Genomic DNA, 16,099 nt, shown 5'->3' with positions numbered 1-16,099 from the left:
CCTCAAACACAAAACATAAAAACAGAAAATACTGACAAAATTTGACAGCAACCAAAAAACTAACCCGATTCGCCATATATGCGAATGCGGGTATTTCGCGTAAGAAGCAAACAACGCAAAGTGTTCTAATTAATCAACAGACAAAAAAGAACAATATCTAGATTTCATTATTGAATAATTATTCAGAACTGGTATATTGATTACTAAAGGAATTAAAAGCTCACACAAATGTATGAATGATCAAAAAATTACACTCTCACAACTAGAACAATATTTATCTAAAGCGGCTTGGATTTTAAAAGGCCCAGTTGATGCTTCTGACTTTAAAGTTTACATCTTTCCGTTGCTATTCTTTAAACGCATCTCAGATGTTTATGACGAAGAATATCAGAACGCATTAAGTGAATCGGATGGTGACGATGAGTATGCTTCTTTGCCTGAGTTCCATCGCTTTATCATACCGCAAGGCTGTCATTGGAATGACGTGCGAGAAACCACAGAAAATGTGGGTTTAGCGATAGAAAAAGCGTTGCGTGGCATTGAACAAGCAAATCAAGAATTCCTTTATGGTATTTTTGGTGATGCCCAATGGAGTAACAAGAACAAGTTATCTGATCGTTTATTGATTGACCTGATTGAACATTTTTCACAATACAAATTAGCTAACAGCTTGGTCGATACCGATATCCTGGGTCAATCTTACGAATACCTGATTAAACACTTCGCTGATTTGACCAATAAAAAAGCCGGTGAATTTTACACCCCTCGTTCAGTGGTGCACCTATTAGGCTTAATCCTAGATCCTCATGAAGGCCAAAGCATCTATGACCCAGCATGTGGCACCGGTGGCATGTTGCTCGAATGTGTTAATCACCTGAAAGACAACAGTGAAGATTACCGCACACTTAAATTATTTGGTCAGGAAAAAAACCTGACCTCCAGTTCAATCGCCAGAATGAACATGTTTCTGCATGATATCGAAGATTTTGAAATCATTCGTGGAGACACATTAAATAATCCAGGTTTCTTTGCCGCTGATGGTCTGAAGCAGTTTGATTGTGTGATTGCCAACCCGCCATTCTCGTTAAAAGCATGGGGCGCTGAAAATTGGGTCAACGATCCATTCGGCAGGAACTTTGCAGGCACACCACCGAAAGGCAACGGCGACATGGCCTGGGTCCAACACATGATCAAGTCCATGAATGACACAGGCCGCATGGCCGTTGTCTTACCCCATGGCGCCTTATTCAGAAAAGGAGCCGAAGGAAAGATCAGAAAAGCCATCATCGAACATGACTTATTAGAAGCGGTCATTGGTCTTGGTCCCAATATTTTTTACGGAACCCAATTAGCCGCTTGTGTCATGGTGTTCAAACAGCAAAAAGCAGCCAACAAACAAAACAACATACTCTTCATCGATGCCTCAGACCAAGTCAGAGTCGGCCGTGCACAAAACTTCCTCGAAGCCGAACATGTGAAACAAATCCATGATTGGTACCTCGATTATCAAGACGTAGAAAATCACGTCAAAGTCGCCAACATGGCAGACATCGAAGAAAACGACTTCAACTTAAACATACTGCTGTATGTAGAAAAAATCATTGAAGACAATTTACCAACAGTAGATGAAGCCATGGCAGATTTAAAACAAGCTTGGCAAGCCAGTTTAAAAGCTGAAGATAAGTTTAAAAATAAACTAAAGGAGTTCATATCGTGAAGAAGGAAGACTTTTTGAGCAAGATAGACAATCACGTTACTAAAGCTGCTGACTTAATTGAAGGTGATGGTGGCTATAATATAAAAAGAGGTATGTCTCATGTAGTTTCTGGTTACGTGGAAGACTTGTTTGCCCTTTTTCTGGCAAAATATATTGGCGATCAGTCAATTGAATACCATGTGGATAAAGTGACTTCAATCAGGTTTGCACCTGAAGAAAAAGCCAAATCATTTAAACCTGACTTATCAATGATTAAAGATACAACAATGACACACTATTTCGATCTAAAAACTAACTTAGGTTGGAACAGGACATTTGTAGATTACTTAAAAGAGAAAAGTAAATTTATTGAAAGTTTAAGAGGGAAACCAGCTTGGATTTATTTTAGTGATAACAAAACAGTTAATCATATAAAAATTTCGTCCAATTTAAGATTTCAAATGGTAGTGATATATGGTGGTAATATAAATCCCAAATTGCTAAAAGAAAACTTAGAAAAAGCGATTGAAATACCCTATGTCGATGTTTATATTTTGAATAAAGTGGCTGCTAGTAATAAAGGCTATGTTATTAATCACCATGATTTTGACAAATTGTTAGAGACAGTTAAATCATGAACCAAAAAGAACTAGAAAAATACCTTTGGGGTGCGGCCACCGCTTTGCGGGGGACCATTGATGCGGGGGATTATAAGCAGTACATTTTTCCTTTGCTGTTCTTTAAGCGCATATCTGATGTTTATGACCAGGAATTTGCCGAGGCCATGGCGGCCAGTGATGGTGATGTGGAATATGCGGCTTTTGCGGAGAATCACCATTTTCAGATACCCAAAGGGGCGCACTGGAATGACGTGCGTGAAACCACCACTAATGTCGGTTTGGCTCTACAAGATGCCATGCGCGCCATCGAACAGGCCAACCCGGATACTTTATACGGTATTTTTGGTGATGCGTCATGGACAAATAAAGACCGCTTGTCTGATGCCATGTTGACCAACTTGATTGAGCATTATTCACAACACAAATTAGACTTAAACAACGTGCCCGATGATCAGTTGGGTAATGCCTATGAATACCTGATTAAAGAGTTTGCTGATGACAGTGGTCACACCGCGGCTGAATTCTATACCAACCGCACCGTGGTTAAACTCATGACCCTGATCATGGACCCACAACCCGGCGAATCAGTTTATGACCCGACCTGTGGTTCGGGTGGTTTATTATTGAATTGTGCCTTGCACCTGAAAGAAGAGGGCAAGGAATACCGCAACCTGAAACTCTATGGCCAAGAAATAAACCTGCTGACCTCGGCCATCGCCCGTATGAACATGTTTATGCACGGCATAGAAGAGTTCCAAATCGTCCGTGGTGACACTTTGGCCAATCCAGGTTTGCTGGAAAATGACGCTTTAAAGAAATTCAATGTCATCCTCGCCAATCCACCGTATTCGATTAAATCCTGGGACCAGAAAGCCTTTGCCAATGACCCTTACGGCCGTAACTTGTGGGGCGTGCCACCACAAGGTTGTGCCGACTATGCTTTTCAACAGCACATCCAGAAAAGCCTTGATGAAAACAATGGACGTTCAATCTCATTGTGGCCACACGGCGTTCTATTCCGTGATGCCGAAGCCGAGATGCGCAGAAAGATGATAGAAGAAGACTTGGTGGAATGTGTGATTGGTCTGGGGCCAAATTTATTTTATAACTCACCGATGGAAGCCTGTTTGCTGATTACCAGTACCAATAAACCAGCAGACAGAAAAGGAAAGGTTTTAATCATTAATGCGGTTAAGGAAGTTAAACAAGAAAAGAACATCGCTTACCTTGAACAAAAGCACATAGATAAGATTTTTATTAACTACAAACAATTTAAAAATGTAGATGCTTTCTCAAAGGTCGTATCAATTCAAGATGTCCTTGAAAATAAAGGCAGTTTAAATATCGCACAATACGTAAGCAATGTGGATGTTGGTCATAATACGAAAACGATTGATGATGCGCTTTTAGATTGGAATACGCAGTCAGAAAAGCTGAAGCAAAGCATGAATCAACTCTTTCAAGTCTTAGAATGATAGGGAAATGATGAAACAAAAAATAGATTTGAAGCATTTAGATAAAAGCAATTGGCAACCTTTCAAGTTCGAAGAAATCGTTGAAAAAATTTCTGAAACGGTAAAACCTGAAGAAGCTGATGTGGATATTTATGTGGGTTTAGAACACTTAGACCGAGAAGACATTCATATTCGCCGCCATGGTGTGCCAGCAGATGTCAAAGGTGGTAAGTTAAGGTGTTACCCTGGCGATATTATCTTCGGGAAAAGACGTGCCTACCAAAGGAAAGCAGCGATTGTTGATTTTGATGGTATATGTTCTGCACATGCCTTTGTATTCAGAGCAAAACCAGAAGTCATAGACCCTAAACTGTTACCTTTCTTTTTCCATTCCGATGAATTTATGCACCGCATGGTGGATATTTCTGTAGGTGGTCTTTCGCCTACCATCAATTGGGGTGACTTAAAGCAACAAGAATTCCTCCTCCCACCCAAAGACCAACAAGCCCAATTGGCTGAATTGCTTTTGGCTATGGATGAGGTGATTGAGAAAAATATTTCTTTGTTATTGAAGTTGGAAATCCAACTTAAAGTTGAAGAAAAATGTAATTTTTCAAAGGAACTTAATTCCAAACTTAATGATGTCGTATTAAAAACACTATCAGGCGGTACACCAGATACTAAAAATTTTGAGTATTATTTAGATGGAAAAATTTCCTGGATTACTTCAAAAATTCTAAGTGGTGATCGAATTGGGATTGGAGAGAAGTTAATAACTCATAAAGCAGTTTCTGAGTCGGCAGCTAAAATATTAGCGAAAGGAAATATTGTGGCAGGTACACGTGTTGGAGTTGGAAAGTTTTCTATAAATGATATAGATGTTTCATTCAGTCAGGACATTACTGGTTTGGAGATTGATAAAAAATATATTGATATAGAATTTCTTATACATCAATTAAATTCAGTTTCATTCCAATCAAGGATTAAGCCTTTTCTAAGAGGTACTACGATAAAAGGAATAACTAAAGATGACCTTTTAAATTTAAAGATTTTTCGACCAGATATTCATGAGCAAAAATTGATAAAACTAAAGGTGCAAGGGATAAAAAATTCAATTAACAAATCATGTTTAAATATCGAAGCATCAAAATCTCTGCAAAAATCCTTAATCAATCAGGTGTTTTAACCATGGGATTCAACGAACTCAACAGCGTAGAACATTACATCATTCACCAACTCAGTGGCGTGAACTTAAACAACGATGTGATTCAAGAATCCACCAAAGCTTATGGTGCGCAATGGGTCTATCGATCGGCTGAGCAAATCCAACGTGGTGTTAATGAAGTACTGATTGAGTCTGAGTTGAAAGATGCCTTGGTTCGTTTGAATCCTGAGATAGCGGCCAATCCTGATTTGGCTGATGAGGTTATTTATAAACTCAGGGCGGTGTTGATTGCGGTTAATCACGTGGGTTTAGTCAAAGCCAATGAAGAGTTTTTTCAGTGGATGACCGGTGAAAAAACCATGCCGTTCGGTGAGAATAATCGCCATGTGCCGGTTCGCTTAATTGACTTCGACGATTTAAATAACAACAGCTACATCATCACCAACCAATACCGTATTCACCACCGCGAAACCAAGATTCCTGATGTGGTGATGCTGATCAATGGCTTGCCTGTGGTGGTGGGAGAGGCCAAAACACCGATCAGGCCTTCGGTCAGTTGGTTAGATGGTGCGCATGAAATTCACAATATCTATGAACATGCCGTACCGCAGTTATTTGTGCCTAATATTTTGTCTTTCGCGACCGAAGGTAAAGACTTGTATTATGGTTCGGTGCGTTGTCCTTTGGAATTTTGGGCCCCTTGGCGTTTAGATGATGCTGATAATAAAGACACCTTAAGTCAAGCTTTGGGCTTGTCTGAAATCGGTAAGGAGCTGACTGACTTGTCAAGTCCGGCTCGTTTATTGGACCTGTTAAAAAACTTTTCTCTCTTCTCAACCAACAACAAAAAACAAAGAATAAAAATCATCCCCAGGTTCCAACAATACGAAGGTGCCAATAAAATCGTCGAACGGGTCAAAGCAGGGCAAATCAAAAAAGGCCTGATTTGGCATTTCCAAGGTTCTGGTAAATCCTTGTTAATGGTGTTCGCTGCGCAGAAGTTACGCAAAGCACCTGAACTGAAAAGTCCAACCGTGATTGTGCTGGTCGATCGCACCGACTTAGATACCCAGATCAGTGGCACCTTCAATGCCGCCGATGTGGCCAATGTCGAATCCACAGAAAGCATCAAAGAACTCCAAACCTTATTAGAACGAGACACCCGAAAAATCATCATCTCGATGATTCACAAGTTCCGCGATGCCAAACCGAACATGAATGATCGCGATAACATCATTGTGCTGGTCGATGAAGCCCATCGCACCCAAGAAGGCGACCTCGGTCGCCAAATGCGCGCGGCCTTACCCAATGCATTTTTATTCGGCCTGACGGGTACGCCAGTGAATAAAGCCGATAAAAACACCTTTTGGGCTTTCGGCGCTGAACAAGACGAAGGTGGATACATGTCTCGTTACACCTTCCATGACTCGATCAGAGATGGTGCGACCTTACCATTGCATTTCGAACCGCGGTTGGTCGATGTGCATGTGGACACCGAAACCATCGACCAGGCGATGAAAGACTTTCGCGAAAGCGCCGCGCTGTCAGACGAAGAAGCCGATGCTTTGAATAAAAAATCAGCCAAGATGTCAGAATTCCTGAAATCACCTGAACGGGTCGAAACCATCGTTAAAGACATCGCTGATCATTTCAAAGCCAAAGTGCAGCCACATGGTTTCAAAGCGATGATCGTCACACCAGATCGTTATGCCTGTGTGCAATACAAAGAAGCCTTGGATGCCTACTTTCCAACGGAAGCCAGTCGGGTGGTAATATCAACCTCAGCCAATGATGATTATGAGTTCAAACAAAAGTGGGGCATCGATAAAAGCCAACAAGAAAAAATCGTCGATGAATTCAACGATGCCAACAGTGAACTGAAATTCATCATTGTCACTGCCAAACTGTTAACCGGATTCGATGCGCCGATATTACAAACCATGTACCTGGATAAATCCATCAAGGACCACACGCTATTACAAGCCATCTGCCGCACCAATCGCTTGTTCCCGAATAAAACCTTCGGTCGCATTGTGGATTATTTCGGTGTCTTCGATGATGCTGCTAAAGCTTTACAGTTCGATGAAGAAAGTGTGCAACAAGTCATCACCAATTTATCTGAATTAAGAGGTGAGCTACCAGGTGCGATGCGCGATGCTTTGTCTCACTTCGAAGGGGTAGATAAAACCATAGATGGCTTCGAAGGCTTAGAACAAGCACAAAACGCCATCAACACCGACAAGAAAAAAGACGCCTTCGCCAGAGACTTTAAATTCCTCTCAAAGCTGTGGGAATCATTGTCACCCGACCGCCTCTTGGATGTTTACAACAAAGATTATCGCTGGTTATCTCAAGTCTACGAATCAGTCAAACCTGCCGCGGATAATGTCGGAAAATTATTGTGGTTCACTTTAGGCGCTCAAACCACAGAATTAATTCACCAGAACATTCATGTCGGTGAAGTTCATCACTTAGAGGAATTTATCCTCGATGCCGATGTCATCGAAGACATCTTCAACAACCCAGATAAAAAGAAAGCCAAAAAACTAGAAAAAGAGTTGGTCGAACGTTTCAAGAAACACAAAGGCAATCTAAAATTCAAAAAACTCAGCGAACGCCTAGAAGAACTCAGAAACCGAGCTGAACAAGGTTTAATCACTTCAATCGAATTCGTTAAAGAACTCTGCAAAATCGCCAAAGAAACCGTCCAAGCCGAAAAAGAAATGGAATCCTTGGTCGAAGAAAAAACACCCAAAGCAGCCCTGACAGAACTGTTCCTAGAGCTCAAAACCGATAAAACACCCGCAGTGGTGGAAAGAATCGTCTCAGACATCGATGCCATCGTCCGAATCGTCAGATTCCCCAGCTGGCAAACCACCTCATCCGGCGAAAGAGAAGTACAAAAAGCCCTGCGCAAAACCCTGTTTGACTACAAACTACACAAAGACCAAATTCTTTTTGAAAATGCGTATGCTTATATTAAGGAATATTATTGATGGTGGTAAAAGAAAAAAATGATAAATAAAAACATTATGTCGGAACATTCATTAATGAATAAAGCAAAAATTTATTTGCAAACTCTCGGTTACTCAGACAAGTCATTGGTTTTAGACTATAGACTTGAATCTGGCAGATTTATTGATTTAGCGATATTTGAAGGTACTAAAATATTGGGTATTTTAGAAATAATTTCACCTTCCAAGCTCAATTTAAAGGAAGTTGATGAGTTACCTTACAACAGAAATATAAGAAAGGCACAGAGTGTTGCAGATGAATTAGGCTGTGATTTTTTTATTATCTACAACGGTGTGGATTTTAAATGGATGAAAACTGGTTCAACAGGAAGAGTTTTAATAATTCCTGAAAAATTTGTAAATAGAGAAAATAAGGATGAGGGGAATAAAGAAAATCAAGTGCAAAATATACTTATAAGGACATTGGAATTTCTTAGAGCTAATTCACACAATACTAATTATGAAATGGATTTACTGTATGTTTTGCTTAAAAAGTTTGATGAACAAACTAATTATTTAGTGGAGCCATATTTTGCTTCATTATATGAAAAATGTCCTGTTAATCAATTTGAAGTAATAGATGAAGCAATAAGAATAATATCGAAGCTAGACATCCAAGAGGTAAGGAGCTGTCATAAAATATTATCATTTATAGATGAATTATTATCAGCAAGAAATCGTGAGTTATTTGTTCCTAAATGGCTGTATTTATTTATGTTGAAAATGTCAATTATTGACACTACAGATAAAATTTATAATTTTTTCTGTAGGGATGGTTCAATTTTAGAGGAGGCAAAAAATCTTGGTATTTCAAATATCACCTTGGTTGATTCAGATAACAAATCTCTTTTATGGGCTAGATTAAGAGCTATTTTACTAAACCATTCATCAGAACAAATTCAACTTGTTAGGGGAATACATAAAGGGAATTTTAATGTAAAAGATAATCATATTGATTCAATTATCATTGCACCACCTTTTAATGTGAAATTTAATAATGAAATTAATCAAAAACATGGATATTATAGTAAATTAGATAGTAGTGGTGTGTTTGCAATGGAATGCCTTAATATACTTAAGCCAGGTGGTGTTCTAGCAATTGTAGTTCCAGATGGGTTTCTCTTTAGTTCATCCGCAAAGAATTCTCGAACTATTTTGAGGAAATCTGCCAGAATAAAAGCAATAATCAGTTTGCCAAAAACAACATTTAGTTCATATTCATTTGTTTCTTCTAGTTTAATAGTTCTGCATAAGGGAGAGTCTATAAAAAATGATTCAATTTTCATTGGAAAAATTAATAATGATAGTAATACTAAAAAAACCACTTCTGAAACTGATTTAATATTAGAAAACTATAAATCTCATAAAAGTAACAGCAAATTCGATCAAAATAAAAATTCTTTTTTTATTAATCAAATAGACGATGAAAATTGGCATCATTCAAAGTATGCGTTTGAATTATTTTCAAATATCAAAGATTCATATTCAGAAAATATTACATTAGTTCCGCTTAAAGAGTTAACAACCAGAATAGGTAAAGGGTCAGGTTTTGTTTCAAATAAAAATGGAAAATTAGCATATATTAGCCCATCTAACATCAGAGAAATGGATCTCAAGCTTGATAATTTGTTATATGCTAAGAACAATTCAATGATTAAGTTTTTCGAAATTGAAATGCACGATGTACTCATAAATGCAATTTCAAGTCACAGAGGCAGTGCAGCAGTTGTTGAAGATAGAAGTTTAGTAGGTCTCGGAGCAAATCGTCATGTCATAATTCTTAGGCCTAACAAAAATTTGGTTGATCCTTATTTCTTAGCAATGATTATTAATAGTGATCAAGTCAGAAAACAATTGTTTGATTTTTCAACTGGGTCAGTAATTCCATCTCTTACATTAAAAAATATTAAGAACTTATTAATTCCATTACCTAGTTTGAATGAACAAAAAGAAATTAGAGCCCAGTATATTTCACAAAAAAATAACTTAGAAAAAGCCAAAAAAGAAGTCTCTGGCATGAAAAGAAATATTAAAGAATTAATTAACAATATTGGAAAATAAAATTATGAATAATTTCCCATCTGTTGTTAATAACGAAATAAAAGATGTATTGGTAAAGCTTTACCAACTGTACGAAGACTATCCATATGAGTTACTACATTCTGCAGAGCTAGCAGCAAAAAAAATAGAACTTAGCTTTGAATATGATGATACAAAACCAGCAGAGAATCAACTCACAGAATTAAGTATCAAAGCTTCTAGAAGAGGTGATAGAAAAGGGTTTTCTTTATTTATCAACTTAGCAGAACAGTTGTTTTTAGATCTAAATAAAAAACCATTGTCAGGGATAGCCATTGAAGGGTTATTAAAAACATTGGAAATTAAATTAAGTGAAACTAGTTATCTATACCTTACGATAGAAAGTATTTGGAAAATTTGTTGGAAAGTTGAAATAGAAGGTGAAGTTGAAATGCTTGAGGTGTCACTCCGGGCAGGAGGTTTACAAAGTAGATCTATCGTACCAAAGTATGTGATTGAGAATCTAGAGCAAGGAATATTTGCATTTACAAATAACTCCAATGGTGTTTCATTGTCTTTACTTTCTATCTCACTTGAAAGTGCTTTGAGAGATTCATTAATATTACTTGGTTATGATTATAAGGCTTTTGGATCTTCAGAAAATATATACGAGATGAGTAAAGTGCGAGTTGCACAATTTGAAAATCAACTAACTTTAAAACCTTTAGATTCGGTGCCAAGTAAAGTAGAAAACTTTATAAATGAAAATGGAAAAGACTATGTGGATGTGAATATTAAAAGAGAAAATAGAAATGGAAAATGGTCTATAAAAGTCACTGCTGGATCTGAAATAATAATGGACTATTTAACAAAAGATATAGTAACTACAAGGGCAGTTAAAAAAATAAGTGGCCTTGGAGCAGCGTTGAAAATAGCACGTAATGAAGAGATGTTAATAAAAAGGCATGTTTTTCCGTTGGACCTTGATTCACCGGTTAAAGAAATTAGAAATAATTTAATTCATTTATCCGGGAGTGCGATGGAGGTTGAAGTTTTTGATGGTAAAAGTTTGAAAGAATTTATTGAGAATAGAGAGCTGGTATTCGACACAATAAAATCTATTATAAACGTGATTGATGATTTATATTCAAGAATATCAAATGGTGAAATAAAAAATATAATTTGTTAATAATGATGACTAATATTGAATTTTAATTAATCTACTGATTTAACAAACTTAATAACTTGGCACGATACTTGATAAATCCGTTAATTCTGTAATTATGATGTTATTAATTGGGAAATATAAGGAGTGATAGATGAAGCCAAATATATCAGAATTTAGTTATGGTTATGCTCTTACTGAAGAGCTTGTTATGGGGTTTGGAAATAAATTAACAAGTTCACCAGTTTTTCCTTCTTTATATCAAGAGGGTAAAGATGGTGGAGGCTGGGATGTTAAGTTAGATAAAGGTGGGATACCCTTATTTTTACAGTTCAAGCTTTCTGATTATTTGAAAACGAAGAGTGCTTTGGAGTATAAGAAAGGAAAAATTTCTTTGCCATATTATAGGATGCATATTCGATCGAAAAAGTATTCTAGACAGCACGAATTACTTTTAAAGTTAGAACGCGATGGAAATGAAGTTTACTATTCTGCACCAGGTTTTCATGAGCCCGGCGAACTGAATGATGCATATTTAAAACAAAAAGTAAAAAACAGGTCGCTTTGGGTAAAACCAACTTACATAGGTGATATAACAGACAACAAAGAACATTGTGTGGTTTTTAAATTACCCAAACCTCATTATTTCTGTTCTGAGCCAAAAGAAATCAAAAAAGATTTATCATTTGAAAGTTTTCAAAATGAAATATATAGCGCCTTTGAAGAAAGAAAAGAATATGCACTTTCAAGGAATTCTCTTGACGAATTGGTGAAAAAAATTAAAAGATTGGCGAAGGAAAGAGTTGATGATTTTCCTGAGTACGATAGCGGTCTACGATTCGGTGTGAAAATTCCTAGAATTGATGAAGAAATTAAAGAAATTGAGAAAGAAAAAGAAGAAGGTAAAACAATAGAAAAATTGTTGATAAATAAGGAATTGTTAATGAATCATGAGAATATGGTTGAAAATAAATTTTCCAATAAACACCCTATAGAGTTATTAGCGTATTACGCTTCATTTTATTTTGGTTCGCAATTAATGACTGTCACAGAATTTGAGAAATAATATTACTTTTTCTAAATGAAACCCCAAACCATCCAAATATTTCTCCCCGAAGGCTCACCGACTTCTGTTAAAGAAGCCGAGCTCACCAATCGCCTGATCAATACCATTTGGTTTCCGCGTACGGCGATGGATAAAGCAGCTAAGCGAGAAATTTCGCAATACACCGGTGTATATTTTCTCTTTGGGGATGGTCACCAAGGAAAACCTCAAGTTTATATTGGGGAAGGCGAGAACTGCTGGATGCGCTTGCGGCTGCACAACCGAAACAAAGACTTTTGGACACATTGTGTGATTTGTGTGGCAAAAACTAATGAGTTCACTAAAACTGATGTGAAGTTCCTTGAGCATTATTGTTTGGATAAAGCATTAAAGGCAGGGCGTTATGCAACGGATAACGGCACAGGTTCATTAGAACCTTCAGTTTCTGAATCGAGGAAATACGATTTGCTCGACCATTTCGATACCATCAAAATTCTATTAGCGACTTTGGGCTATCCGCTGTTCGAAGACAAACGCGGTGACAAAGCCCAGCAAAGAAAAGTGTTTTTCTGTAAAGGCAAACAAGCCGAAGCCAAATGCATTGTGACCGATGAAGGTTATTTGGTGCTTGCAGGTTCGACAGCGAACATTGAAAACACCAAAACCATAGGTACTGGCCCTAAGGCGCTGAGAGCCGAGCTAATTGAAAAAGAAGTTTTGGTTCAAAAAGGCGATGTATTTGAATTCACTTCTGATCAATTATTTAAATCCCCATCAGCCGCTTCTTCCTCTGTATTAGGTAGAAGCTCGAATGGTTGGGCTGAGTGGAAAGACAAGAGTGGTAAGACTATGGATACGTTGTTGAGGCAATAGATAACTAATGAGTGATTTATCAGATTTGGTGTTACAAAAAATTGGTAGAAATGTTGTAAACCTTTCAAAAATCGAAGGCATGTTGAAATTGTTTTTGAGTCGAGTTAATTTTCAATGCGAATTCAGTCAATTGGAAGCAACATTGGCGAAGCAGAAGAAGCAGTATGAGACCTTGACTTTGGGTCAACTGGCCAATGCGTATTTCAAAACCTTCAATTCAGACACTGGCCCCATACACGACATGCCTGTGAAAAAAGGTGAGTCATGGATATCTTTTTCATTTGATACCGAAACTGAGGAAACATACGATTTTAAAAAGACATTTGAGACGTTGGTATTTGAACGCAACAGACTGGTTCATGAAATGCTTATTGAATTTAATCCTGTATCCAAGGATAGTTGCAATGACTTGAATTCAGAGCTGGATCAACAAAATAAAATCATTCAGATTGAGTACAAGCAAATACAAAATAAATTATACCTACTACATTATGGAATAAAGCAATTTATCTTAGAGCAGTACAAAGAAACCACAGGAAAAGAATGTGAGTCTATAGATGAGTTGTTGAGGCAGTAGATGCAAAAATCCCCCTTCATACCTGGTCAAGTGTATCGCCGTCAAAGCGACATTCATGACCTGTTTGGAGGAAACAGACAAAGCGGTATATGTCCATCTGCGAAATTCCCCTATATATTTATCTTCTCGGGTAAATCGGGTAAACAACATGGCTATGAGGATGGCTGGGATAACCCCAGTGTATTCACTTACACTGGTGAAGGTCAAGCTGGTGATATGGCATTCACGAGAGGTAATTTGGCATTAAGAGACCACATAGCGAATGGTAAGCGTGTATTCTTATTCGAAAGTGCCGGGCAAAGTGGGTTTGTAAAATTTGTCAGTGAAGTGGAAAGCTTTGATGTGGATTATTTTGAAACGCATGACACTTCAGGAAGTACACGTATTGGTATCAAATTTTTCTTTAAAAAAGTGGGTGTTGTTCTACCTAAAATACCTGAAGAATCATTACAAGTTGCAGAATCAAGGCCTGACTACACAATCACGCCGCCTAATGAGACGGAGCGGACTGGCTTAGTGACTTCCCGAGTAGGCCAAGGTGCATACAGGAAAAGAATTATTCATCGCTGGCAATACAAATGTGCTGTTACCGAATTTAATAAGTTAGATGTTTTGATTGCATCTCACATCGTTCCTTGGGCTGAATCAAACGATGAAGAACGATTGGATGTTGATAATGGTTTACTGTTATCTCCGACATACGATGCCCTATTTGATAAGCATTTAATCAGTTTTGAGGACAATGGTAGAATTTTACTGTCAGACACTATTGATATTAAGGCTTACCTGAAAGTAGGTGTCACCGGCGAAGAAAAGGTCAACAATTTAAGTCAATACAATAAAAAATACTTAGAAAGGCACAGAACGCAGTTAATTTAACGTCGCATTAAAGTGTAATACCCACGTTCTCAACACGGCATAGTAGTAATTATTTATACATCATGCTCGTTACCCTTGAAGTTTTTACGCGGCGGGTAAAGCAAACAGTTAGCGGCGGCTGTAACCAATAATGATTTATTTATTAATCACAGTATGGAAGCAGGTAAGTTAGGTTTGGATTTTACTCAGTATGTTTTTGAATTATCCAAGCTCACCTTGGGTGATAAGCCTGTAGCTGGTGCTTCGGCCACGGCCGGGGTTTTGAATGAAGATGCGGTGTTTTTTTAAGGCCTGTATGTCACGAAGTGCTGTGTCATTTGAACATTTGGCCATCGTGGCGTATTTTCCAGTATTCATGTGACCTTTAAAGTCGGGTGCAAGCATGCGGTTGATGATTTGACGTTGCCGTTCGTTGATGGAATTTTTGTTGATGAAATCCCAAAGCTTTGATTTATAGAAGACGTGATCAAGGGTTGAGTCGGCTTTTGAAATGGCGCGTGATAAACAATTGAGAAACCAATCGAGCCAATCTGTGATGTCACAGCTACCGCGTTGTTGTTGCTCTAGTTGCGTATAGTAGGCCGTACGTTCTGCCTCAATTTGTGAGGTCATGCTATAAAAGCGTTCTGGCATATTGTCAGCTTGCGCCAGTGCCGTGTCGCTGATTGCTCTTGCGATTCGGCCATTACCATCTTCAAAAGGATGGATGCTTATGAACCAAAGGTGGGCAATTCCGGCTTTTATGATGGGGTCAATTTCTCCATAATTCTGATTAAACCAATTTAAGAAAGACGTCATTTCTTCAGACAGTCGAGTCGCCGCGGGTGCTTCAAAATGTATTATTGGCCCAGATACCACTTGCATTGGACCTGAGTCTTGGGTGCGCCAACCACCCACGGTAATGCGGTGCATTCCACTCCTGCCTGTTGGGAACAGTGCGGCATGCCAGTCAAATAAACGACCTTGTGTCAGTGGTTTATTGAATTGTTGTGTGGCATCCAGCATCATTTCGACAAAGCCTTCGGTATCACGACTGGCTGGTATGAGTCCCGCGATTTCAATGCCTAATCTTCTGGCTATAGACGAGCGTACTTCTTCAGGGTGTAGGCTTTCACCTTCTATTGCCCAAGATTTGACCACATCATCTGTTAAGGTGTTCAGGCTGGCTTCTTGTTTAAGTTCAAAGCCAAGTGCCGACATGCGCCCAAGAATTAATCCTTGGTGATGGCGCAGTTTGGCCAACTTGAGTGTGAGTGCTTTGGCATCCCATGTAAAGTGAGGCCAGTTGTCGTTTTCGTGTATCCACATACCAGTTCAGTAAATTAATCACCGCATTAAATAAGGTGATTGTAGCGCGCAGCCGCAGGATCCTCAAGCACAATCGTCGCAAAATAAGCGGTGAATAGGTCATATAATCACCGCATTAAGGGCAGAAAGAACTATGTGGAAATCTGACAGAATGCGATGATAAGAAAGCAATATGCTTTAGTGGAATATAAATTGAATAAAAGGTCAATGGTTCTCCTGGTAAGGTAATTTCCCCGAAAAATAGCTGACTTCAAAAGTAGAGTTTTCTAATAATTTATTTCATG

General features: G+C 38.2%; 12 protein-coding genes. 11 read left to right on the top strand and 1 reads right to left on the bottom strand.

Features of this window, described 5'->3' with window-relative positions; all coding sequences use genetic code 11:
• Positions 1–232 precede the first annotated feature (232 nt).
• The 11 genes from FET73_RS02415 to FET73_RS02365 all read left to right on the top strand — a co-directional run bounded on the left by FET73_RS02415 (position 233) and on the right by FET73_RS02365 (position 14,507).
• On the top strand, positions 233–1,717 hold the full coding sequence (locus FET73_RS02415; RefSeq protein WP_154222313.1) for a type I restriction-modification system subunit M: 1,485 nt from the start codon (positions 233–235) through the stop codon (positions 1,715–1,717).
• Positions 1,714–2,334 carry a hypothetical protein gene (locus FET73_RS02410; RefSeq protein ID WP_154222312.1) on the top strand — a complete coding sequence of 207 codons (621 nt, stop codon included), beginning with the start codon at positions 1,714–1,716 and terminating at the stop codon, positions 2,332–2,334. The genes FET73_RS02415 and FET73_RS02410 overlap by 4 nt, the downstream gene beginning before the upstream one ends.
• Positions 2,331–3,791 carry a type I restriction-modification system subunit M gene (locus tag FET73_RS02405; RefSeq protein WP_154222311.1) on the top strand — a complete coding sequence of 487 codons (1,461 nt, stop codon included), beginning with the start codon at positions 2,331–2,333 and terminating at the stop codon, positions 3,789–3,791. The genes FET73_RS02410 and FET73_RS02405 overlap by 4 nt, the downstream gene beginning before the upstream one ends.
• A gap of 10 nt (positions 3,792–3,801) precedes the next feature.
• The gene (locus tag FET73_RS02400) at positions 3,802–4,956 is read left to right on the top strand and encodes a restriction endonuclease subunit S (RefSeq protein ID WP_179952063.1); all 1,155 of its coding nucleotides are present in this window, start codon (positions 3,802–3,804) and stop codon (positions 4,954–4,956) included.
• Positions 4,896–7,931, top strand: a complete 3,036-nt coding sequence (locus FET73_RS02395) for a type I restriction endonuclease subunit R (RefSeq protein ID WP_246172632.1) — start codon at positions 4,896–4,898, stop codon at positions 7,929–7,931. The genes FET73_RS02400 and FET73_RS02395 overlap by 61 nt, the downstream gene beginning before the upstream one ends.
• Before the next feature lie 54 nt (positions 7,932–7,985).
• Positions 7,986–10,010, top strand: a complete 2,025-nt coding sequence (locus FET73_RS02390) for an N-6 DNA methylase (RefSeq protein WP_218944249.1) — start codon at positions 7,986–7,988, stop codon at positions 10,008–10,010.
• 4 nt (positions 10,011–10,014) lie between these two features.
• On the top strand, positions 10,015–11,157 hold the full coding sequence (locus FET73_RS02385; protein ID WP_154222308.1) for a hypothetical protein: 1,143 nt from the start codon (positions 10,015–10,017) through the stop codon (positions 11,155–11,157).
• A gap of 130 nt (positions 11,158–11,287) precedes the next feature.
• Positions 11,288–12,199 (top strand): hypothetical protein, encoded by a 912-nt coding sequence (locus FET73_RS02380; RefSeq protein WP_154222307.1) that lies wholly within the window; start codon positions 11,288–11,290, stop codon positions 12,197–12,199.
• Between the two features lie 15 nt (positions 12,200–12,214).
• Positions 12,215–13,051 (top strand): GIY-YIG nuclease family protein, encoded by an 837-nt coding sequence (locus tag FET73_RS02375; RefSeq protein WP_154222306.1) that lies wholly within the window; start codon positions 12,215–12,217, stop codon positions 13,049–13,051.
• Between the two features lie 7 nt (positions 13,052–13,058).
• Positions 13,059–13,628, top strand: coding sequence for a hypothetical protein (locus FET73_RS02370; RefSeq protein ID WP_154222305.1), 570 nt, complete (start codon positions 13,059–13,061; stop codon positions 13,626–13,628).
• The gene (locus tag FET73_RS02365) at positions 13,629–14,507 is read left to right on the top strand and encodes an HNH endonuclease (protein ID WP_154222304.1); all 879 of its coding nucleotides are present in this window, start codon (positions 13,629–13,631) and stop codon (positions 14,505–14,507) included.
• A 201-nt stretch (positions 14,508–14,708) separates the two neighbouring features.
• On the opposite strand, the gene FET73_RS02360 is transcribed toward FET73_RS02365, so the two are convergent.
• Positions 14,709–15,815 (bottom strand): Fic family protein, encoded by a 1,107-nt coding sequence (locus FET73_RS02360; RefSeq protein ID WP_154222303.1) that lies wholly within the window; start codon positions 15,813–15,815, stop codon positions 14,709–14,711.
• Positions 15,816–16,099 lie beyond the last annotated feature (284 nt).

The sequence above is a fragment of the Marinicella rhabdoformis genome, assembly GCF_009671245.1.
GTDB classification, from domain to species: Bacteria; Pseudomonadota; Gammaproteobacteria; order Xanthomonadales; family Marinicellaceae; genus Marinicella; species Marinicella rhabdoformis.
Note: the sequence above shows the minus strand (reverse complement) of the source record. Positions and strands in the feature narration are given on the sequence as shown.

Bases quoted from the DNA above. Each gene is read 5' to 3' on its own strand.
- FET73_RS02390 (WP_218944249.1), top strand. From the start codon at position 7,986: ATGAATAAAGCAAAAATTTATTTGCAAACTCTCGGTTACTCAGACAAG.
- FET73_RS02415 (WP_154222313.1), top strand. From the start codon at position 233: ATGAATGATCAAAAAATTACACTCTCACAACTAGAACAATATTTATCT.
- FET73_RS02400 (WP_179952063.1), top strand. From the start codon at position 3,802: ATGAAACAAAAAATAGATTTGAAGCATTTAGATAAAAGCAATTGGCAA.
- FET73_RS02370 (WP_154222305.1), top strand. From the start codon at position 13,059: ATGAGTGATTTATCAGATTTGGTGTTACAAAAAATTGGTAGAAATGTT.
- FET73_RS02375 (WP_154222306.1), top strand. From the start codon at position 12,215: ATGAAACCCCAAACCATCCAAATATTTCTCCCCGAAGGCTCACCGACT.
- FET73_RS02365 (WP_154222304.1), top strand. From the start codon at position 13,629: ATGCAAAAATCCCCCTTCATACCTGGTCAAGTGTATCGCCGTCAAAGC.
- FET73_RS02395 (WP_246172632.1), top strand. From the start codon at position 4,896: ATGTTTAAATATCGAAGCATCAAAATCTCTGCAAAAATCCTTAATCAA.
- FET73_RS02405 (WP_154222311.1), top strand. From the start codon at position 2,331: ATGAACCAAAAAGAACTAGAAAAATACCTTTGGGGTGCGGCCACCGCT.
- FET73_RS02380 (WP_154222307.1), top strand. From the start codon at position 11,288: ATGAAGCCAAATATATCAGAATTTAGTTATGGTTATGCTCTTACTGAA.
- FET73_RS02385 (WP_154222308.1), top strand. From the start codon at position 10,015: ATGAATAATTTCCCATCTGTTGTTAATAACGAAATAAAAGATGTATTG.
- FET73_RS02360 (WP_154222303.1), bottom strand. From the start codon at position 15,815: ATGTGGATACACGAAAACGACAACTGGCCTCACTTTACATGGGATGCC.